Origin of the sequence: Pseudarthrobacter chlorophenolicus, assembly GCF_000962805.1 — a bacterium.
GTDB classification, from domain to species: Bacteria; Actinomycetota; Actinomycetes; order Actinomycetales; family Micrococcaceae; genus Arthrobacter; species Arthrobacter chlorophenolicus_A.
The window spans coordinates 214,603-232,980 of sequence record NZ_JZTW01000006.1 but is presented as its reverse complement, the minus strand read 5'-3'; the positions used below and the strand labels follow the sequence as shown (position 1 = coordinate 232,980).

Here is an 18,378-nt window from a genome sequence, read left to right as displayed (position 1 = left end):
ACTTCTACAACAACCACCGGCCCCACAGCAGCCTCGGAGGCAAACCACCCACCAGCAGGTGCAAACAACCTACTGACTGAGTACACCTAGGCGGGACGCGGCTCCGGAGGGAGGCGTCTACTTCCTTCGCCAGTACTTGCCCCAGTCCACTTCCATGGCCCACAGCGCCAGGAGAAGCGCGTCCATGGTCATGAGTCCCGCCAAAAGGTAAGCCCAACCTGCCATCCAACCCACCGCAATCTCCTGACTGTTTCCCCCAGCCAATCGATTGCTCCCCAGTGTGGCATCTAAACCGCCTGGACGGAACGCCCCCTGCCCACAGTTTTGAAGAGTCCTTCCAGCCGGTGGTGGGCATCCGTCTCAACCCGTAACCGGTGGGTCAGCTTCTCCACGTGCTGCGACATCTCGTCGCCCACGGGCAGCCGGTCTCCCGGCCAGTTCCAGACGTCCCTGGACTCGGCCAGGGCAGCAGCGAGTTCGCGGGCAGCAGCACGGACTTTGCGGGCATGGACATGGAGGCACCAGAGCGCCCGGGCCCTGGCAGCGCCCATCGCCAGGACTTCCTTGACGATCAGGTCCAGGCCAACAGCCGGACCACCTCCGGCTTGCGGCCCGGCTGCAGCCTCGGCGGGCGCACCCCGGTTCGTATTCTTCGTCTGTTCCATGGTTTCCCCCGCAATCCCGCCGGCCAGGCAACTTCCGGCGGGGACCGCCGTCGTATCCCCTGCTGCCCGGAAGCTGCAGCCTTGCTCCGAGTGTCCCGGGCGATGCTCAACGTCCGGGCAAGCCGGTCCCAAGATTTGCGCAAGAACCCCTTTCGGCGGGTTGGGGGCCCGGCATCACGGTCACGCTCCGCCGCTGAACAGCGGATTCACTTGAAACTGTGAAGCGCTGAGACATGCCCCGTCCGCCTTAATACGGTAGAAGTAGAGCTATGGTCTCTCCCCCTGAAGTTCGTCGTGCCGTTGTCATCGAGGATGACCCGGACATCCGCGGGCTCCTGGTCCGCGTACTGACCAAGCAGGGCTTCATAGTCACGGAGGCCGGTGAGGGCCTCACCGGTGTGGAGGAGGTCCGGCGCAGCCAGCCGGACCTGGTCACCCTTGACCTGAACCTCCCGGACCTGGATGGCCTGGAGGTCTGCAAACTCCTCCGCGAATTCTCCGATGCGTTTATCGTCATGCTGACTGCCCGCGCCGACGAACTGGACAAGCTGACGGGCCTGGACAACGGTGCGGACGAATACATCAGCAAGCCGTTCAGCCCGCGCGAACTGCAGTCGAGAATTAATGCGCTATTCCGCCGGCGCCCCTCCCCCGCCGCAGCCGACACCGCATCGTTGAGCGAACTCCAGCGTGCCACCGAGGTCCAGCAGAGCCTCCTGCCCAAGGAGGACATCCGTGTTGAGGGCTACGACGTTGCCGGGGTCTTCCGCCCTTCACGCAGCGTGGGCGGGGACTTCTACGACTGGTACCAGACTCCGGAAGGCCTGCACCTGACCTTTGCCGATGCCATGGGCAAGGGCATGGGTGCGGCGCTGATCGCCGCTACGGTCCGTGCCGTCATGCGCTCCACGGGCCGCCGGCAGGACCTGGACGGCGCGTTCGCCTCCGCCAGCAGGGCGATCGCCACGGACCTTGATTCCTCCAACTCCTTTGTCACCCTTTTCCATGCCCGGCTGGATGCGGCATCAGGCAAGGTCAGCTATGTCGACGCCGGCCACGGGCTCGCGCTGCACGTCGAGTCCGGTGGAGCAGCACACCGTCTTCCGTCGGGAGGGCCGCCGGTGGGGGCCTGGTCCGGGTCCGAGTGGCCCCAGTCCGGCCTCGACCTGGCGCCCGGCGACTGCCTGGTGGTGGTCAGCGACGGCGTGCTTGATGTCTTCGAAACCGTGGAGGACTTCACCGAAGCTGTCCGGCGGGCCACCCAGTCCGAACATTCCGCGCAGGCGGCCAGCAGCGCCATCCTGTCCCTCGCCCCGGCTGAGACCGCTGAGGACGATGTGACGGTGGTTGTGGTCCGCAGGCTCCCGGAGGGGGTGGCGGCATGACCCGGTTCTGGACCCGCCTGGTGGTGGTGCTGACCGTCATCACCGGCGTGAACTACATCGCCTGGCGGTGGATGGCATCCCTGAACTGGGAAGCCTGGTGGATCGCGCTGCCGTTGGTCATCGCCGAAACGTACAGCCTCATCGACGTGATGCTGTTCGGCATGACGGTGTGGAACCTGAAGATCCGCAAGGGCGCTCCGGAGCCACCGGCCGACGCCACGGTGGACGTCTTTATTACCACGTACAACGAGGACCTGGACATGGTCCTCACCACGGCGCTGGCAGCCCAGAAAATCCGGCACCCACACAGCACCTGGATCCTTGACGACGGCGCCCGCCCGGAGATGAAGGCTCTGGCCGAACAGCATGGCCTGGGTTACGTGACCCGCAGCGAGGACTGGACCAAGGACCTGCCGCGGCACGCCAAGGCAGGGAACCTGAACAATGCGCTGATGCAGACCGACGGCGAGTTCCTGCTGATCCTGGACGCGGACCAGATCCCCGAGCCGGACATCCTGGAAAAGACGCTGGGCTACTTCAATAACCGCAGAGTGGCGCTGGTCCAGACGCCGCAGTACTTCAGCAACGTCCCGGCCGATGACCCCCTGGGCAGCCAGGCGCCCCTGTTCTACGGACCCATCCAGCAGGGCAAGGACGGCTGGAATGCTGCCTTCTTCTGCGGCTCCAACGCCATCCTGCGCCGTGAAGCGCTGATGCAGCTGGGCCTGGTGGGCTACGTGAAGGAAACCGAGAAGAGCATCCGCCGCGCATTGGCCGCCTCCCGGCAGGCTATCCGGCAGGCCCGCAAGTCCACGGACATGGACTCGCCGCTGGTGGCCCAGGTACTGGACGAGGTGGAAGCCGCCACCGTGGAGGCGCAGCAGGAGCTGGATTCCGGAATGGCGCTCAGCGAGATCACATACCGGGTGCGCCGCCGCGTGGACACCGCCGTGCAGACCCTGGTGCAGGCCGACGTGGAGGCCCTGCAGTCGGACCTCGAGGAAATCGCGGCCATGGAACTCGCCCATGTTGGCGAGGCCGGCGTTCCAGTGGTGGCCGATGACGCGGTGCAGCGCATGTCCGCCCGCGACTGGTCCCCGCTGGGCGCCCTCGAATCGGTCCAGGCCGTCCTCGACGCCCTGTCGGTGGAACGCAACGACGAAGCCCAGCCGATCATGCCGCTGGCCACCATCTCGGTCACCGAGGATATGGCCACCGCCATGCGCATGCACGCCATGGGGTGGGAGAGCGTCTACCACCACGAGATCCTTGCCTACGGCCTGGCGCCGGAGGACCTGAAGACCATGCTCACCCAGCGGCTCCGCTGGGCCCAGGGCACCATCCAGGTGCTGCTGCGCGAAAACCCGCTGGTGCAGAAGGGCCTGAAGATCGGCCAGCGGCTGATGTACTTCGCCACCATGTGGACCTACCTGAGCGGTTTCGCGGCGGTCATCTACTTCGCCGCCCCCATCATCTACCTGCTGCTGGGCATCCTGCCCGTCACCAGCCTCAGCTGGGACTTCTTCATCCGGTTCATCCCGTTCATGGTGGTCAACCAGTTGCTGTTCGCGGTGGCCGGCCGCGGTATCCCCACCTGGCGCGGACAGCAGTACAGCCTCGCCCTGTTCCCCACCTGGATCAAGGCGTGCACGACGGCGGCCCGCAACGTCTGGTTCGGCCGTCCCCTGGGGTTCGCGGTGACGCCCAAGGCGCGCCAAAGCGGCGGACCCAGCTGGAGCCTCATCCAGCCCCAGATCGTGGTGTCCATCCTGCTGGCCGTGGCCGCCGTCGCCGGAATTGTCCGCCTGGCCACTGGCCTGGCCGAACCGCTGGGCACCCTGGTCAACGTGGCCTGGGTGATCTTCGACCTGGTGGTCATGAGCATCCTGGTCCGCGCAGTGCTCTACAAGGGCTTTGAACCGCCCGCAGAATCCACAGAACCAACACAATCCGAGAGGAATCCCGATGGAGTTTAGCTATGAGGTCAAGGACTCATATGCCGAGGTCAAGGCGGACGGGCGGCTGAACATGGTGTCCGCGCCCAAGCTCCGCGAGTTCGTCACGGACGTGATCGCCGGCGGGTCAAACCGGATCGTGGTCAACCTGGAAAACACCGCCTTCATGGATTCTTCCGGGTTGGGCGCCCTCATTGGCTGCCTGAAGGCTGCGCGGCAGGCCGGCGGGGACCTGCGGATCGCCGCGGTCCAGCCGCAGGTGAAGATGGTCCTGCAGCTCACCAGCATGGACAAGGTCCTCACGGCCTACCCGTCGGTCGAAGAGGCGTTCAGCAATGACTGAAGTGCTCGCCTCGCGCAGCTTCCGCGGGCTCGCCACCGACGAGGCCATCAACGACGTCCACAACGATATGGACAGCCTTTGGCTCGATGTGCCGTTCGTCAATGACATGGACCAGATGACGTTCACCACGGCGGTGATCGAGTCGGCGTCCAACATCGTCCAGCACGCAGAACCGGCGGCCGCGGATCCCGTGGAGCTGGGCGTGGACATCACCGTGGCGCCACTGCTGCTCCAGGCGCGTGTAAGCGCCTACAACGCAAAGCCACCATTCGGCCCCATGGAGCCGGCAACGCCCGGTGAGGACGCTGAGTCCGGCCGCGGCCTTGCCCTGATCCAGGCCCTGGTGACCACCGTGACGTTCGAACGGCAGGACGGCACCAACACCTGGGTGCTGTCCAGGACGTCGTCCCAGGACTAGCCCCACCTAACTGACAGAGTTTTTGGGCAGGTAACGGGACTTCCGCCGCTGCGGAGTCCCGTTACCTGCCCAAAAACTAGAAGGGGTGACGGACGGATGGGCTAGGCGGGGAACAAAACCGAAACAGTTGCTCCGCCGCCGGGCGTCTCGCTGATGCTCAGCTCGCCTCCGTGCGACTGGGCAATCCGCTGGCACGTCGCCAGGCCCAGGCCCGAGCCCGGCCCGTCTCCCGGCCGGTGGAGCCGGACCAGCGGTTCCACAGCCCTCCCCCGGTCCGCGGGCCTGATGCCCTTGCCGTTGTCAGCCACGTGGACGGTGACACCGCGGGGGCAGGTGGTGGCGGTGATGGCCACTTCCAGCCCGCGGCCGGGCTCCCGGTAGTTCAACGAGTTGGCCAGCAGGTTCTGGATCAGGGTGCGGAGCTGTTGACGGTCCGCGGTGAGTTCGGCGTCCTCGCAGAGGAAACCGCTGCCCAGGCCCAGGTCCACTCCGAGATCCTGGGCAGCTTCTGCCGTGACGGCCAGCAGGGACACCCGTTCCGGGTGCAGCTCCCCATCCGCGCGGGCGTAGTTGAGAACATCTTCGAGGGTTCCCAGCATGCGCCGGCCCCCGGTGCCAATAAGATCCAGATACTCGGCGGCCGGGTTGTCCGGGGCCATGTTGGGATCGTCCTCGGCCAGCTCGACGTAGCCCAGGATGGTGGTCAGCGGGGCGCGGAGGTCATGGCTCACGCGGCCAGCGAACTCGGACAGCATGGCGTTGCTTCGGCGCAGCTCCACCAGCGCATGGTCCAGTTGGAGCGTCCGGTGCTGGAGTTCGAGGAGTTCCACCACCTGCAGGGCCAGCACTTCCACCAGGTCTATCTGCTCCTGGGAGGGGAGTTCGGCCTGGTCGGAGAAGACACACAACGAACCCAACACCAGGCCCGTGGACGTGCGCAACGGGACCGAGGCGTAGAAACGGACATTCGCGATTTCCCCCGTGACGAACGGGTTCGCGGCAAAGCGGGGATCCAGGGAGGCGTCCCGCACCACAGTGGTTCCTGGGTCCAGGAAAACGGAGGCGCACATGGAGTCCTCGCGCGAGCAGATGCCTGCTTCGGTACCGGACGCCGCTATCTGTAGCTGCTGCTCCGAGGTGATGATGTTGACGACGCCATAGGGCACGCCGCACAGCGATGCCGCCACGCGCACCAGGTTGTCGAGGGCACCTTGCGCCTGCCGGTCAATGAGTATGGGGATGGTCCCCTCGTTCGCTGGCAGTAATCCGTATTCCTGCAGGCCAAGATCTCGTCCGGCATCCTGATCGGTCAGCGTCTGCATAGCGTCCCGTCCATCTATTATTGACTCCCCAGTCTGTGTCAGCAGGCCTTTGAAAGGCCTTTCCGTGATGATACCGGGTAGGCCGCAGTGGTGTTGTAGTCTCTTGACACCACCGACTTCCTGCCCTTAGATATTACGTATGCTGAAATAACAGTTCCATGATGCGGAACCTTCGTAGGCTTGCCTTGGCGAGTCCGTCACGGGGGCGCCGGGCAATCCGGCCTCCGCATAGCCGTCACCATGGATGCCAGCATCGCTACCGAGGAACCAGCCAGCATGAAGCTTGCCGAATTTAACAGCGCGGACCCCTCCTCCGCCGCAGACACCCTCAAGCCCTGCATCGATGTCACCCGCTGGGTGGACGCCGTCACCGCAGCCCGGCCCTTCCACAGCAGGGAAGCCCTCCTGGCGTTCGCTTCCGCGGCCGCCAGCCCTTTCACCCCTGCCGAGGTGGAGTCCGCCATGGCCCACCACCCGAGGATTGGGGAACGGCCGACGGCGGGCACCGCCGAGGCGTCCATGTCCCGTTCAGAGCAGGCCGGGGTGGATCCCGCGGACGCCGAGGCTGCGGAGGCGCTGGCCCGCGGCAACAGGGAGTACGAGGAAAAGTTCGGCCGGGTGTTCCTCATCCGCGCCGCAGGCCGTACCGCACCGGAAATCCTGCAGGCCCTCAACAGCCGCCTCGCCAACACCCCCGCCGAGGAAGACACCATCGTGGCCCAGCAGCTGCGCGAAATCGCCGTACTCCGGCTCGAAGGACTGATCAGCGAATGAGCACCTCCCACGTCACCACCCACATCCTCGACACCGGTGCCGGGCGCCCGGCGGCGGGAGTCGCCGTCGTCCTTTCCAAGAACGACGCCGGCACCTGGCGTGAGCTTGCCGCTTCCACCACCGATGCGGACGGCCGTGCGAAGGACCTTGGACCCGAGCAGCTGGAACCGGGCCACTACAAACTGAACTTTGCCACCGGCACGTATTACGCCGGACTGCAGACCGCCACCTTCTTCCCCGAAGTGGACCTTGTTTTCGAGGTGTCAGGCCCTGAGCACTACCACGTCCCGCTGCTGTTGAGCCCGTTCGCCTACTCCACATACAGGGGCAGCTAGACCCGCCCCAATGCACCCCGGCACGCCTCTTCACGCTGCCCTGCCGGACTCCGTGTCGTGCCCGTCACAGATCCCGGCATAGGATCGAATGGAGTAACCGACCAGCGCTTGCGGCCCGCCGGCACGCAGGCGGCAGCGACGACGTGGGAGCGCCTGATGGCTTCGAACAACCACCCCGAACCCGACGCGGATGCCGAAAGCGGACCGTCCGGCGGGGTGCAGTCCGTGGAGCGCGCCCTCGCGGTCCTGGAAATCCTGGCCCGCGAAGGCCAGGCCGGAGTCAGTGAAATTGCCGACGAAATGGGTATCCACAAGTCCACGGTGTCCCGGCTGATGGGGTCCCTGGTCAGCAGGGACATGGTCCAGCAGAACAGCGACCGCGGAAAATACCAGCTGGGGTTCGGCATCCTCCGCCTCGCCAGCGTCATCCCTGGCCGGCTCAGCCTGGTCCATGAGGCGCGGCCGGTCCTGGAGGGCCTCGCGGCCGAGTTCAAGGAGACGGTCAACCTCGCCGTGCTGCGCTCCAACTATGCGGTTAACGTGGACCAGGCCATGGGTCCCTCCACCCTGGCCACCTACGACTGGGTGGGCAGCCTGACCCCGCTGCACGCCACCTCCAGCGGAAAGATCCTCCTCGCCGCTTTGGCTACGGACGAACGCGACAGGATCCTGAAGGAGACCGGCCTCCCGGCCCGCACGTCCCGCACCATCACCAACCGGCAGGAACTTGACCGCCAGCTGCTGGATGCCGGCAACAAGGGTTACGCCGTGGTCCGCGAAGAGTTCGAGATCGGCCTGAACGCGATAGCGGTGCCGGTGTTCAACCACCAGGGCAACGTGGTGGGTTCCATCAGCATTTCCGGCCCGGCCTTCCGCTTCGACCCCGAGAAGATTCCTGGCCTGGTGGAGGCACTCCAGGAAGCTGGCCTCCATATCAGCGCCAACATGGGGTACGCCAGGCGCTAGGCGGCCCAACAACAGTGGCCCCGGTCCCGTGGACCGGGGCCACTTCCATCTCGAATATCAGGCGATTAATTGCTCCCTGCGCAACCGCAGCCGTAGTGTGCAACAAATTGATTTCGCTTTCCTCACTGTCAAGCGGCCGGGTCTTGTTGCCCCGGCATGAGGAAATACCTTGACTTTAAATGTGGCGTAGCGCACTCTGTTGCCTAACGCGAATACTGTTGACCCTTGCGAAACACTCCCCAGGTGCTTTACCCGTCCGCCATCCCGGTCCGTCGGATTCTTCCAGCCGCCGCGACCCATACCAGAGGTAACTCCACGCACCACGCCTGCCGGCGCCGGGAAGAGACTGCCGGCAAGCACCTGCCTTAAAACAGCTACGCACCATCTACGGCGACATCATGGCCTTCAACTCCGGCGAAGTCCCCCAAGCTTCGTTCCGGCGGACGCGCCAGGCCCTGCCATTGCGCATGTCCATGACCGCCGAGCAAAGGATCCAGCTCATGGCTATCAATAGTGAATTAACCACCCCTAAACCCGGGCGTCCCGAGGACGACCAGGACAGCATCCCCGCGGATGTTGCCGCCACCCCGGGCGGCAGCACACCGGACACCGCAGCCCCGCCCGCGGAGGACGCACTCACGGAGCCCATCCCGGACACCGAAGAGTACGACCAGATCCTCGAGGAACTGCGCCAGACCAAGACCGAACATGCGGTGTCCCAGCGCCGCAACCGCAAGCTCACCCTGGACAAGGCAACCTTCGGAATCACTGGCGCCATCGCCGTCGCCTTCGTGCTCTGGGGGTTCTTCGGCAAGGACAGCCTGGCCGCGACCTCCAAGGACGCCCTTGACTGGGTCATGGAGTACACAGGCTGGCTCTTCATGGTCCTCGCCTCCCTGTTTGTCGTCTTCGTCCTCTGGCTGGCCATGGGAAAGTTCGGCAACATCCCCCTCGGCAAGGACGGCGAGAAGCCCGAATTCCGAACCGTGTCCTGGATCGCCATGATGTTCGCGGCCGGCATGGGCATTGGCCTGATGTTCTACGGCGTGGCTGAACCGCTCTACCACTTCATCTCGCCGCCACCCGGAACGGTTGACGGCCGCACACCTGCCGCCATCCAGACCGCCATGGCCACGTCCATCTTCCACTGGACGCTGCACCCCTGGGCCATGTACGCCGTGGTGGGCATCGCGATGGCCTACGGCACCTACCGCCTGGGCCGCAAGCAGCTGATCTCCGCCGCCTTCACCTCACTGTTCGGTATCCGGACGGTTGAGGGCCCGGTGGGCAAGTTCATCAACATCCTGGCCATCTTCGCCACACTCTTCGGCACGGCCGCATCGCTGGGCCTCGGTGCCCTGCAGATCGGCAGCGGCCTCACCTCCAACGGCTGGGTGGGCGAGGTAGGGACCCCTGCACTCGTGGCCATCGTGGCCATCCTGACAGCATGCTTCGTGGCGTCCGCAGTCTCCGGCATCAGCCGCGGCATCCAGTGGCTGTCCAACATCAACATGGTCCTGGCCGTAGTCCTCGCGGTCATCGTGTTCATCGCCGGCCCCACCCTGTTCATCCTCAACCTCATCCCCTCGGCCGTGGGCGACTACGCCCGCGACCTGGCCGAAATGTCCTCCCGCACCGAGGCCGTGGGGGACGAGGCCCTGCGCACCTGGATGTCCAGCTGGACCATCTTCTACTGGGCCTGGTGGATCTCCTGGACGCCCTTCGTCGGCATGTTCATCGCCCGCATCAGCCGCGGCCGCACCATCCGGCAGTTCGTCACCGGTGTCCTCCTGGTTCCCAGCGTTGTCAGCGTGATCTGGTTCGGCATCTTTGGCGGGGCAGCATTCGATGTGCAGCAAAAAGCTGACGAGGCAGGCCAGCCCGGCCTGATGACCGTCACCGACGGCGTGGCGTCGATCGACTTTGACGGAGCACTGTTCAACCTGGTGAAGAACCTGCCGATGCCGGGCTGGCTGACGGCCGCGGTGATCGTCCTGGCGATGGTCCTGGTAGCCATCTTCTTCATCACGGGCGCGGATTCAGCCTCGCTGATCATGTCCTCCCTCAGCTCCAACGGAGCCTCGGATCCCAAGCGCGGACTCGTGATCTTCTGGGGCGCCCTCACCGGCGCCGTGGCCGCGGTGATGCTGCTGGCCGGCGGCGATGAACCGTCCGAAGCGTTGTCAGGCCTGCAAAGGATAACCATTGTGGCGGCGCTGCCGTTCGTCGTGGTGATGCTGCTGCTGTGCTTCGCCCTCGCGAAGGACCTGCGGCGGGACCCGCTGTCGCTGCGCCGCCGCCTGGCGACGTCCGTCGTCGAACGCGCCATCCGTACCGGCGTCGAACAGCACGGCGGCGTCCAGTTCGACCTGGTGACCCGGCACGAGCACAGCGAGAAGTGCGCGGAAGGGGAATCCTGCCCCGGCTCGGGCTCCAGCCCTGCGTCCAGCGCCGAGGCCAGCAAGAACTAGCCAAACCACGCAGTAGAAAGGTCCGGCTCCGATGGATTTCCACCGGGGCCGGACCTTTTCAGGTTCCCGCACCCTTCAGGCCGGGCCCCTGCCTGCCCTGCCATTCGTATGGCGGGAACGGATGGTGAAACGGCGGCGGCTCCACCTGTGCAGGTAGAGCCACCGCCGTGTTGCGAAGGAGTGGATCAGCTGATGGCAGCCAGGAGTTCCTTGGCTGCCAGTGCCGGGTCGGCTGCGCCGTAGATGGCGCCGCCTGCCACGGCAACGTCGGCGCCTGCGGCCTGGACGGCTGCGATGGTGCCGGCCTTCACGCCGCCGGCCACGGAGAACGGCACCTGTGCTTCCTTGCCTGCGCGGAGAAGTCCGTCCAGGTCAAAACCGGGCTTTGCCTGCTCGTCCAGGCCGGCGTGGAACTCAATGAACGTAGCGCCCAGGGCGCGGGCTTCCCGTGCACGGGTGGCCTTGTCCGGGACTCCGATCAGGTCCACCACGATGCCCTTGTTGTGGGCCTTCGCGGCCTTGACCGCGCCGGCAATGGTGGAATCGTCGGCACTGCCAAGGACGGAGACCAGGTCGGCGCCGGCCTTGAAGGCGATGTCGGCTTCCAGCTCGCCGGCGTCCATGGTCTTCATGTCAGCGAAAACGGTCTTGTCCGGGTGGGCGTCCTTAATGGCCGTGACGGCGGACAGTCCAGCCGCCTTGATGAGCGGGGTTCCCAGTTCGATGATGTCCACGTACTCGGCAACCTTGCCGGCCAGCTCGAGGGCATCTTCGACGGCGAGGAGGTCGATGGCTACCTGAAGTTTCATGTTTGTCGCTTTCTTTTGGTGGGGTGTTGAAATCTTGGGGCAGGGGCTATTCGAGGTTGGCGTGCCGCAGCCACAGCTCTTCGGCAGGGACGTCCACGGTGTCCCACAGGGATTGGAAGAGGGCTTCGGTGGCCACGAACAACGACTGTTCGAACAGGCTCCCGGAGTACTGGCGGGACACACCGGAGCCGTGGTCGGCCTTCTGCTGGGCCGGGACAATGACCACTTCGTCGGCCAGCGCTGCGAGCGGAGACCCGGGGTTGGCGGTGAAGGCCGCGATCAATGCCTGGGACTTGGCTGCGGTCTCGGCGGCCTTGACTACTCCGCCGGTGGTGCCCGAACCGGACGCAACCAGCAGGAGGTCGCCCTCCCGGATGGCAGGCGTGGTGGTGTCCCCCGCTACGTGGACCTCAAGGCCCAGGTGCATCAGCCGCATCGCGGCCATCCGGAGTACCAGTCCGCTGCGGCCGGCGCCGGTAACGAAAATCCGTTTGCCGCGTTCCAGCAGCCGTGACACGGCAGCCAGTTCCGCTTCGCTGATGGCCGCTGCAGTGTCCGTGATTTCTCCCAGTACCAGGGAGAGATTGCTGGAGACTGCTTCCCGGGTTACTTCCAGGCCGGGCGCCGTCATGACAGTGGCATTCACGTGTCCTCCTTCAATTGTGGGCCTGATTTCATGGTTCCGTTCTTGCCGGGTAGGCGAAACGCTGATTTGGGATGGTTGCACCTACCCATTCGGATAGTCAGTGACGGAAGCAGTCCCGTACTCTGGCTGCATGACCCACACCATGGCCGCCGATAACGCTGCTGCCCTTGCCGGCTCCACGCCTCCATGGCCCCTGCTGAAGGCCATAGCCCGGATCACGAATGCTCCGCTCTCCGGTATTGCAGAGCAGCTCCGCGAGGCAATGCACCCCTTCGCCGGTGGCGATGCGCTGGTCATCTTCACCGAAGAGTGCACAGGAAGGCCCCAGAAGAAGGCCGGAGACGGGGATATCACCGCCGGAGTGTCCATCACCGAGCTGCAGCAGCTTCGGGAATCGCTGGCCGGCACCGTGATGTGGGCCGGTGAGGCGATGATCGCCGGGAAGGACCGCCCCGTGTTGGCCCTGACCTACCCGCCCAGTAACGCCCTGCTGGTGATCACCAACCCTGATGCGCCCGCAGCTCCAACCTTTTACTCCAGCAGCCCCGCATCAGGCGACGGCCCCGGAGGCATTGCAGCAGAAAGTACAGCAGGCAGCGGAGCCCTGGACATGGTCCGCTACCTGTGGGACCTTGCTGCCCGCCGCATCCAGGAGAAAGTCAGCGACGCGCCGCCGTCGTACCTCGTGGAGTCCCGCGCGGCGTCAGCCGAGCGCCTCAGGGTGACCAGCGAACTCGTGGACCTGCATTCGACCACTTTGGAGACTCTCGTGGCCGCGTCCCGGTCCACGTCCATCGACGATGCTGCTGCGCGGGCAGCCGTCACCGACCTCGCCGCCCGGGCACTGGTGGAACTCAGGACGCACAGCGACCGGACCGCCGAACAGATCGAAGAACCCGTGGCATCGGCTTTCGAGCGCCTGCGGGACGACCTCCGTCCGCTGACCCGGCTGAGCGGCGTGGACGTCCAGTTCATTGAACCGCCCCTCAACGGCAGGGCGCTGCCCGGCGAGGTGGCCGTGGCGGCGCGTGCCATTGTGCGGGGGCTCCTGCTGGCCATGATGGAGCAGCCGGAGGTGCGGCGGGTCCGCACGCAGTGGGATTGCGACGGCGAGAACCTGTTGGTCAGCGTCCGGGACGACGGCAATGGTGGACTGTCCACGGAAGCCCCCGCCATGGGCCGGCTGCAGCGGCGGGTCCAGGCACTGGCCGGGCGAATGGAGGTGGACCTCCTGCCGGGGTGGGGCTCGGATATTTCCGTTGTGCTGCCGCTCGACCCGCCGGCCGCTCCGGGCGACGTGGCCGGCTGGAACCTGGCCGCCCGGGAACTGGAAGTCCTGCAATTGCTTGCTGCTGGCCAGCGTAACCGCAGCATCGCGTCGGCACTGAACATCAGCGAGAACACGGTGAAGTTCCATGTCCGGAACCTGTTCAGGAAACTGGGGGTCGCCTCACGCTCCGAAGCGATTGCGCTGGCACACAGCCGCGGGCTGCGGTAACCGGGAGGACCAACCGGGGGCGCCCGGCTGGCTGGCCGCCCAAGGCACCTTCAGTACCGGACTAAACCCAGACCTGGTAGCCGGTGCCTTTATCGAATAGGCGGCGGGTATCAGCGCCGGCGCCGGCAAGCCACAGGACCGAATCGTCGTCCGCGGCCTGGTCCACCACTCCCGTAGCCACATGCTCCCCGAGCAACCACACCTCCACAGTGTGGCCGGGCAGGCGGGCCCAGTCGCCCCGGACTCCCTGAACCGGCACGCTCTTGCTGCAGCCGTTCCGCTTCGCTTCGATAGTGCTGCTTCCGGCATCTGCGACGGCGTGCACGCTGGGGTTCATCTCTTCCTCCGGATAGTCTGGTCGACCCTCACGGGCCCGCATTGATATTTTTTTGATATATCAATGGTGAAGAAAGTATGACCCGGGTCGCACGGGGCGTCAATACCGGTCCGGAATACCAGCAGAAGGGGCCGGCGGGGCACGTCGCGGCTAAAGCGCAATCGATAGCGCGACGGCGGCGCTCAGGCGCTGAACAGAGCCTCACGGACGGCGCGCTCAAACCCGCTGACATGCACGCGCGCCAGATCGGCCGCGCTGTCCTCATCGCCGTCGATGACCGCCCGCAACAGGTTCAGATGCTCGTGCACATGGGCAGAGAGATCCGGCAGTCGGTCCACCACCATGCACCAGATCCTCGTTGCCAGGTTGTCATAACGGATCAGGATGTCCTCGAGGTGCGGGTTGGCAGCCGCCGCATAGATGCTGTGGTGGACCCGGGAATCCAGCTGGAGGGTTTCCACCACGGAGGCCGCGCTGACGTCAAAGGCCTCAACCTCAGCCAGGATGTCCTTGAGGTTCGCCCGGACTGCCGGCGAGGCAACGCGTGCTGCGCGCGAAGCGGCCAGGGGCTCCAGTTGCGCGCGGATCTCGGAGATGAATGAAAGGTCGGTCACGTCCACCCGCGTGGCAAAGGTACCCCTGCGCGGGTAGGTCACCACCAGCCTGTCCAGCTCCAACCGCTTGAGGGCTTCGCGAACGGGGGTGCGCCCCACGCCCAATGACTTGGACAGCGCATCGTCGTTGAGGAGGTCGCCGGGCTTGATGTCCAGCATCAGCAGCCTGTCACGGATACTTTCGTAGGCCACGTCCGCGAGCGATTTCCTGGCAGCATCTTCCGCGAGCGCCAAAGTTTCAATTGCCATCGCAGCACCTCTCCCCTCGAACCGAAAAAACCTATTGACCTCACTCACCGACCAGTATACGCTGATCTCCAACCTAATATATCAGTACGCAACACAGGAATATATCTATAGAAGGAGGAGACATGACCCTGGTGGAAACAGCCTCATCGACGGCCCTCGGCGGGACCACGCTTACCGAAACGGTGGAGCAGCCGACTGATCAGAAGTTTGTCCTGACCCTGTCCTGCGGCGAGCGCGCTGGCATTGTCCAGGCCGTGACAACCTTCCTGTTCGACCGCGGCTTCAACATCGACGAGCACCAGCAGTTCGATGACAGCCTCCGCGAAACGCTGCACCTGCGTACCGCGTTCTCCGGTTCACCGGCCTACACCCGGGACACGCTCGAAGAAGAGTTCCGTCCCATCGCAGACCGGTTCGGCATGAAGTTCAGCTTCAGCGACCAGACCCAGCAGCGCGTGCTGGTGATGGTGTCCAAGTTCGGGCACTGCCTCAACGACCTCATCTTCCGCTGGCGCGGCGGCACCCTGGGCGGTGACCTCGTGGCAGTCGTTTCCAACCACGAAACCCACCGCGCAATGGCGGAGGCCGCAGGCCTGCCGTTCATCCACATTCCCGTCACGCCTGACACCAAGGCCGACGCCGAGCGGCGCCTGCTGGAACTCGTGGACGAATACCAGGCGGACCTGGTGGTCCTGGCCCGCTACATGCAGGTCCTGTCCAACGATCTGTGCCGTGCCCTGGAGGGCCGGGCCATCAACATCCACCATTCCTTCCTGCCCGGCTTCAAGGGCGCCAAGCCCTACCACCAGGCCCACGCACGCGGTGTCAAGCTCATCGGCGCCACCGCGCACTACGTCACTGCCGACCTGGACGAGGGCCCCATCATCGAACAGGAAGTCATCCGGGTTGACCACAGCTTCGGACCGGGCACACTCTCCACTGTGGGCCAGGACGCCGAAGCCCTCGCCCTGTCCCGGGCCGTGCGGTGGCACTGCCAGCACCGCGTCCTGCTGGACCAGACCAGCACCGTGGTGTTCCGCTAGCCGGCGCCGCACCCAGCACACAGCACATCAATGACTTTTCAGCAGGAGAACCACATGGAATCGACGCCACGCATTGTCATCATCGGAGCTGGCATTGTCGGCACGAACCTGGCGGATGAACTGGTCACCAGAGGTTGGAACAACATCACCGTTTTGGACCAGGGCCCGCTTAACATGCCGGGCGGCTCGACGTCCCACGCCCCCGGCCTGGTCTTCCAGACCAACCCCTCCAAGTCCATGGCGCTGTTTGCCAAGTACACGGTGGAAAAGCTCCTCTCCCTGACCGAGGACGGCGTCAGCTGCTTCAACCAGGTGGGCGGCCTGGAAGTTGCCACCAACGAAACCCGCCTCGCGGACCTCAAGCGCAAGCTCGGCTACGCACAGGCATGGGGCATTGACGGCAAGATCCTCTCCCGCGAGGAGTGCAAGGAGCTCTACCCCCTGATCAATGAGGAAGAAATCCTCGGCGGCCTGCACGTTCCCAGCGACGGACTCGCCAGCGCCGCCCGTGCCGTGCAGCTGCTGATCAAGCGCACCGAAGCCGCCGGCGTGAAGTACCAGGGCAACACCACCGTCACGGGGATCGAACAGTCCGGCCGCCGCGTCACCGGTGTGCAGACGCCCGACGGCGTGATCCCGGCTGACATCGTGGTCTCCTGCGGCGGATTCTGGGGTGCCAAGATCGGCGAGCTGATCGGTATGTCCGTACCGCTGCTGCCCCTGGCGCACCAGTACGTCAAGACCACCCCGGTCCCGGCCCAGCAAGGCAAGAACGAGCTGCCCAACGGCGCACAGCTCCCCATCCTGCGCCACCAGGACCAGGACCTCTACTACCGTGAACACGGCGACCGGTACGGCATCGGCTCCTACGCCCACAAGCCCATGCCCGTGGACCTGGAGGAGCTCGGCAGCTTCAAGCCGGACGAGATCAGCGAGCACAACATGCCCTCCCGCCTGGACTTCACCCTGGAGGACTTCCTCCCGGCGTGGGAGGCCACCAAGCAGATCCTGCCCGCCTTGCGCGAAAGCGAGATCGAGGACGGCTTCAACGGCATCTTCTCCTTCACCCCCGACGGCGGCTCCCTGGTGGGCGAGTCCAAGGAAGTGGACGGCTTCTTCGTGGCCGAGGCCGTGTGGGTGACCCACTCCGCCGGCATCGCACGCGCCGTGGCAGAACTGCTGACCACCGGCAAGTCCTCCATCGACCTGGGCGACTGCGACATCCACCGCTTCGAGGAAGTCCAGCTGACCCCCGAGTACGTCAGCGAAACCTCGCAGCAGAACTTCGTGGAAATCTACGACGTCCTGCACCCGCTCCAGCCCAAGCTGTCCCCGCGCAACCTGCGCGTCAGCCCCTTCCACGCCCGGCACAAGCAATTGGGTGGCTACTTCCTCGAAGGCGGCGGCTGGGAGCGCCCGTACTGGTTCGAGGCCAACGCCGAACTGCTCAAGGAGATGCCGGCAGACTGGCAGCCGCCGGCACGCGATGCCTGGTCCGGCATGTTCAGCTCCCCCATCGCCGCTGCCGAGGCCTGGAAGACGCGTACCGCCGTCGCCATGTACGACATGACGCCGCTCAAGCGCCTTGAGGTCTCCGGCCCGGGCGCCCTGAAGCTGCTGCAGGAACTGACAACTGCGGAAATGAACAAGAAGCCCGGAGCCGTCACTTACACCCTCCTGCTCGACGAGCAGGGTGGCGTCCGAAGCGACATCACCGTGGCCCGCCTGAGCGAGGACACGTTCCAGCTGGGCGCCAACGGCAACATCGACACCGCGTACTTCGACCGGGCAGCACGGCACCAGACCGCAAACGGCACCGCCGAAGACTGGGTCCAGGTGCGCGACACCACCGGCGGCACCTGCTGCATCGGCCTCTGGGGCCCGCTGGCCCGTGAGGTGGTCGGTGAGGTCAGCAGCGACGACTTCACCAACGACGGCCTGAAGTACTTCCGGTCCAAGCAAGTGGTCATCGGCGGCGTCCCGGTCACCGCCATGCGGCTGTCCTACGTTGGCGAGCTCGGCTGGGAGCTCTACACCAGCGCAGACAACGGCCAGCGCCTTTGGGATGCGCTGTGGAAGGCTGGCCAGCCCTTCGGCATCATCGCCGCCGGCCGCGCCGCTTTCAGCTCCCTCCGTCTGGAAAAGGGCTACCGGTCCTGGGGCACCGACATGACCACCGAGCACGATCCGTTTGAGGCCGGCCTGGGCTTCGCCGTCAAGATGGCCAAGGAGGACTTCGTCGGCAAGGCAGCCCTGGAGGGACGCACCGAGGAAACGTCGGCCCGGCGCCTGCGCTGCCTGACGGTCGACGACGGCCGCAGCATCGTGCTGGGCAAGGAACCGGTGTTCTACAAGGACCAGGCGGTGGGTTACGTCACCAGCGCAGCTTACGGATACACGGTGGCCAAGCCCATTGCGTATGCCTACCTTCCCGCCGAGGTATCGGTGGGCGACTCGGTGGAAATCGAGTACTTCGGCCGCCGCATCGTTGCCACCGTCACCCAGGATCCGCTGTACGATCCCACGATGTCCCGGCTGCGCGGCTGAC

General features: G+C 65.3%; 17 protein-coding genes. 11 read left to right on the top strand and 6 right to left on the bottom strand.

Features of this window, described 5'->3' with window-relative positions:
- Positions 1 to 287: 287 nt before the first annotated feature.
- The gene (locus tag UC32_RS08785) at positions 288 to 665 is read right to left on the bottom strand and encodes a hypothetical protein (RefSeq protein ID WP_235423626.1); all 378 of its coding nucleotides are present in this window, start codon (positions 663 to 665) and stop codon (positions 288 to 290) included.
- A 269-nt stretch (positions 666 to 934) separates the two neighbouring features.
- On the opposite strand from UC32_RS08785, the gene UC32_RS08780 reads away from it, so the two are divergent.
- Genes UC32_RS08780 through UC32_RS08765 form a run of 4 tightly spaced genes read left to right on the top strand, consistent with a single transcriptional unit; the run spans position 935 to position 4,766 of the window.
- A complete protein-coding gene (locus UC32_RS08780; protein ID WP_045730837.1) occupies positions 935 to 2,050 on the top strand; it encodes a PP2C family protein-serine/threonine phosphatase in 1,116 nt (371 codons plus the stop codon).
- On the top strand, positions 2,047 to 4,026 hold the full coding sequence (locus tag UC32_RS08775; protein ID WP_045730836.1) for a glycosyltransferase family 2 protein: 1,980 nt from the start codon (positions 2,047 to 2,049) through the stop codon (positions 4,024 to 4,026). The genes UC32_RS08780 and UC32_RS08775 overlap by 4 nt, the downstream gene beginning before the upstream one ends.
- A complete protein-coding gene (locus tag UC32_RS08770; RefSeq protein ID WP_015938602.1) occupies positions 4,016 to 4,348 on the top strand; it encodes an STAS domain-containing protein in 333 nt (110 codons plus the stop codon). Before UC32_RS08775 ends, UC32_RS08770 begins: the two co-directional genes overlap by 11 nt.
- Positions 4,341 to 4,766 (top strand): ATP-binding protein, encoded by a 426-nt coding sequence (locus tag UC32_RS08765; protein WP_045730835.1) that lies wholly within the window; start codon positions 4,341 to 4,343, stop codon positions 4,764 to 4,766. Before UC32_RS08770 ends, UC32_RS08765 begins: the two co-directional genes overlap by 8 nt.
- A gap of 101 nt (positions 4,767 to 4,867) precedes the next feature.
- Here the strand turns inward: UC32_RS08765 and UC32_RS08760 are convergent, their stop codons facing one another.
- Positions 4,868 to 6,088, bottom strand: coding sequence for a GAF domain-containing sensor histidine kinase (locus UC32_RS08760; RefSeq protein WP_045730834.1), 1,221 nt, complete (start codon positions 6,086 to 6,088; stop codon positions 4,868 to 4,870).
- 276 nt (positions 6,089 to 6,364) lie between these two features.
- Between UC32_RS08760 and uraD the strand changes: the two genes are divergently transcribed.
- From uraD to UC32_RS08740, 4 genes are all read left to right on the top strand, one after another.
- On the top strand, positions 6,365 to 6,862 hold the full coding sequence (gene uraD, locus UC32_RS08755) for a 2-oxo-4-hydroxy-4-carboxy-5-ureidoimidazoline decarboxylase (protein WP_045730833.1): 498 nt from the start codon (positions 6,365 to 6,367) through the stop codon (positions 6,860 to 6,862).
- Complete coding sequence (uraH, locus tag UC32_RS08750; protein WP_045730832.1) at positions 6,859 to 7,197, top strand: hydroxyisourate hydrolase; 339 nt, start codon at positions 6,859 to 6,861, stop codon at positions 7,195 to 7,197. Before uraD ends, uraH begins: the two co-directional genes overlap by 4 nt.
- A 156-nt stretch (positions 7,198 to 7,353) precedes the next feature.
- Positions 7,354 to 8,163 carry an IclR family transcriptional regulator gene (locus UC32_RS08745; protein WP_045730831.1) on the top strand — a complete coding sequence of 270 codons (810 nt, stop codon included), beginning with the start codon at positions 7,354 to 7,356 and terminating at the stop codon, positions 8,161 to 8,163.
- 500 nt (positions 8,164 to 8,663) lie between these two features.
- The gene (locus tag UC32_RS08740; RefSeq protein ID WP_045730859.1) at positions 8,664 to 10,634 is read left to right on the top strand and encodes a BCCT family transporter; all 1,971 of its coding nucleotides are present in this window, start codon (positions 8,664 to 8,666) and stop codon (positions 10,632 to 10,634) included.
- A 185-nt stretch (positions 10,635 to 10,819) separates the two neighbouring features.
- Here UC32_RS08740 and hxlA read toward each other — a convergent pair whose 3' ends face one another.
- Positions 10,820 to 11,443, bottom strand: coding sequence for a 3-hexulose-6-phosphate synthase (gene hxlA, locus UC32_RS08735; RefSeq protein WP_045730830.1), 624 nt, complete (start codon positions 11,441 to 11,443; stop codon positions 10,820 to 10,822).
- Between the two features lie 46 nt (positions 11,444 to 11,489).
- On the bottom strand, positions 11,490 to 12,089 hold the full coding sequence (hxlB, locus tag UC32_RS08730) for a 6-phospho-3-hexuloisomerase (RefSeq protein ID WP_412178019.1): 600 nt from the start codon (positions 12,087 to 12,089) through the stop codon (positions 11,490 to 11,492).
- Positions 12,090 to 12,219: 130 nt separating this feature from the next.
- Between hxlB and UC32_RS08725 the strand changes: the two genes are divergently transcribed.
- Positions 12,220 to 13,587, top strand: coding sequence for a helix-turn-helix transcriptional regulator (locus tag UC32_RS08725; RefSeq protein ID WP_082072004.1), 1,368 nt, complete (start codon positions 12,220 to 12,222; stop codon positions 13,585 to 13,587).
- A gap of 61 nt (positions 13,588 to 13,648) precedes the next feature.
- Here UC32_RS08725 and UC32_RS08720 read toward each other — a convergent pair whose 3' ends face one another.
- Together UC32_RS08720 and UC32_RS08715 are read right to left on the bottom strand one after the other, a co-directional pair.
- Positions 13,649 to 13,924, bottom strand: a complete 276-nt coding sequence (locus tag UC32_RS08720; RefSeq protein WP_045730829.1) for a hypothetical protein — start codon at positions 13,922 to 13,924, stop codon at positions 13,649 to 13,651.
- A gap of 182 nt (positions 13,925 to 14,106) precedes the next feature.
- Positions 14,107 to 14,787, bottom strand: coding sequence for a GntR family transcriptional regulator (locus UC32_RS08715; protein ID WP_045730828.1), 681 nt, complete (start codon positions 14,785 to 14,787; stop codon positions 14,107 to 14,109).
- Positions 14,788 to 14,909: 122 nt separating this feature from the next.
- Between UC32_RS08715 and purU the strand changes: the two genes are divergently transcribed.
- Positions 14,910 to 15,830 (top strand): formyltetrahydrofolate deformylase, encoded by a 921-nt coding sequence (gene purU, locus UC32_RS08710; RefSeq protein WP_045730827.1) that lies wholly within the window; start codon positions 14,910 to 14,912, stop codon positions 15,828 to 15,830.
- A gap of 54 nt (positions 15,831 to 15,884) precedes the next feature.
- Entirely contained in the window at positions 15,885 to 18,377 is a 2,493-nt protein-coding gene (locus UC32_RS08705) for a GcvT family protein (RefSeq protein WP_045730826.1), read from the top strand.
- Position 18,378: the final 1 nt, after the last annotated feature.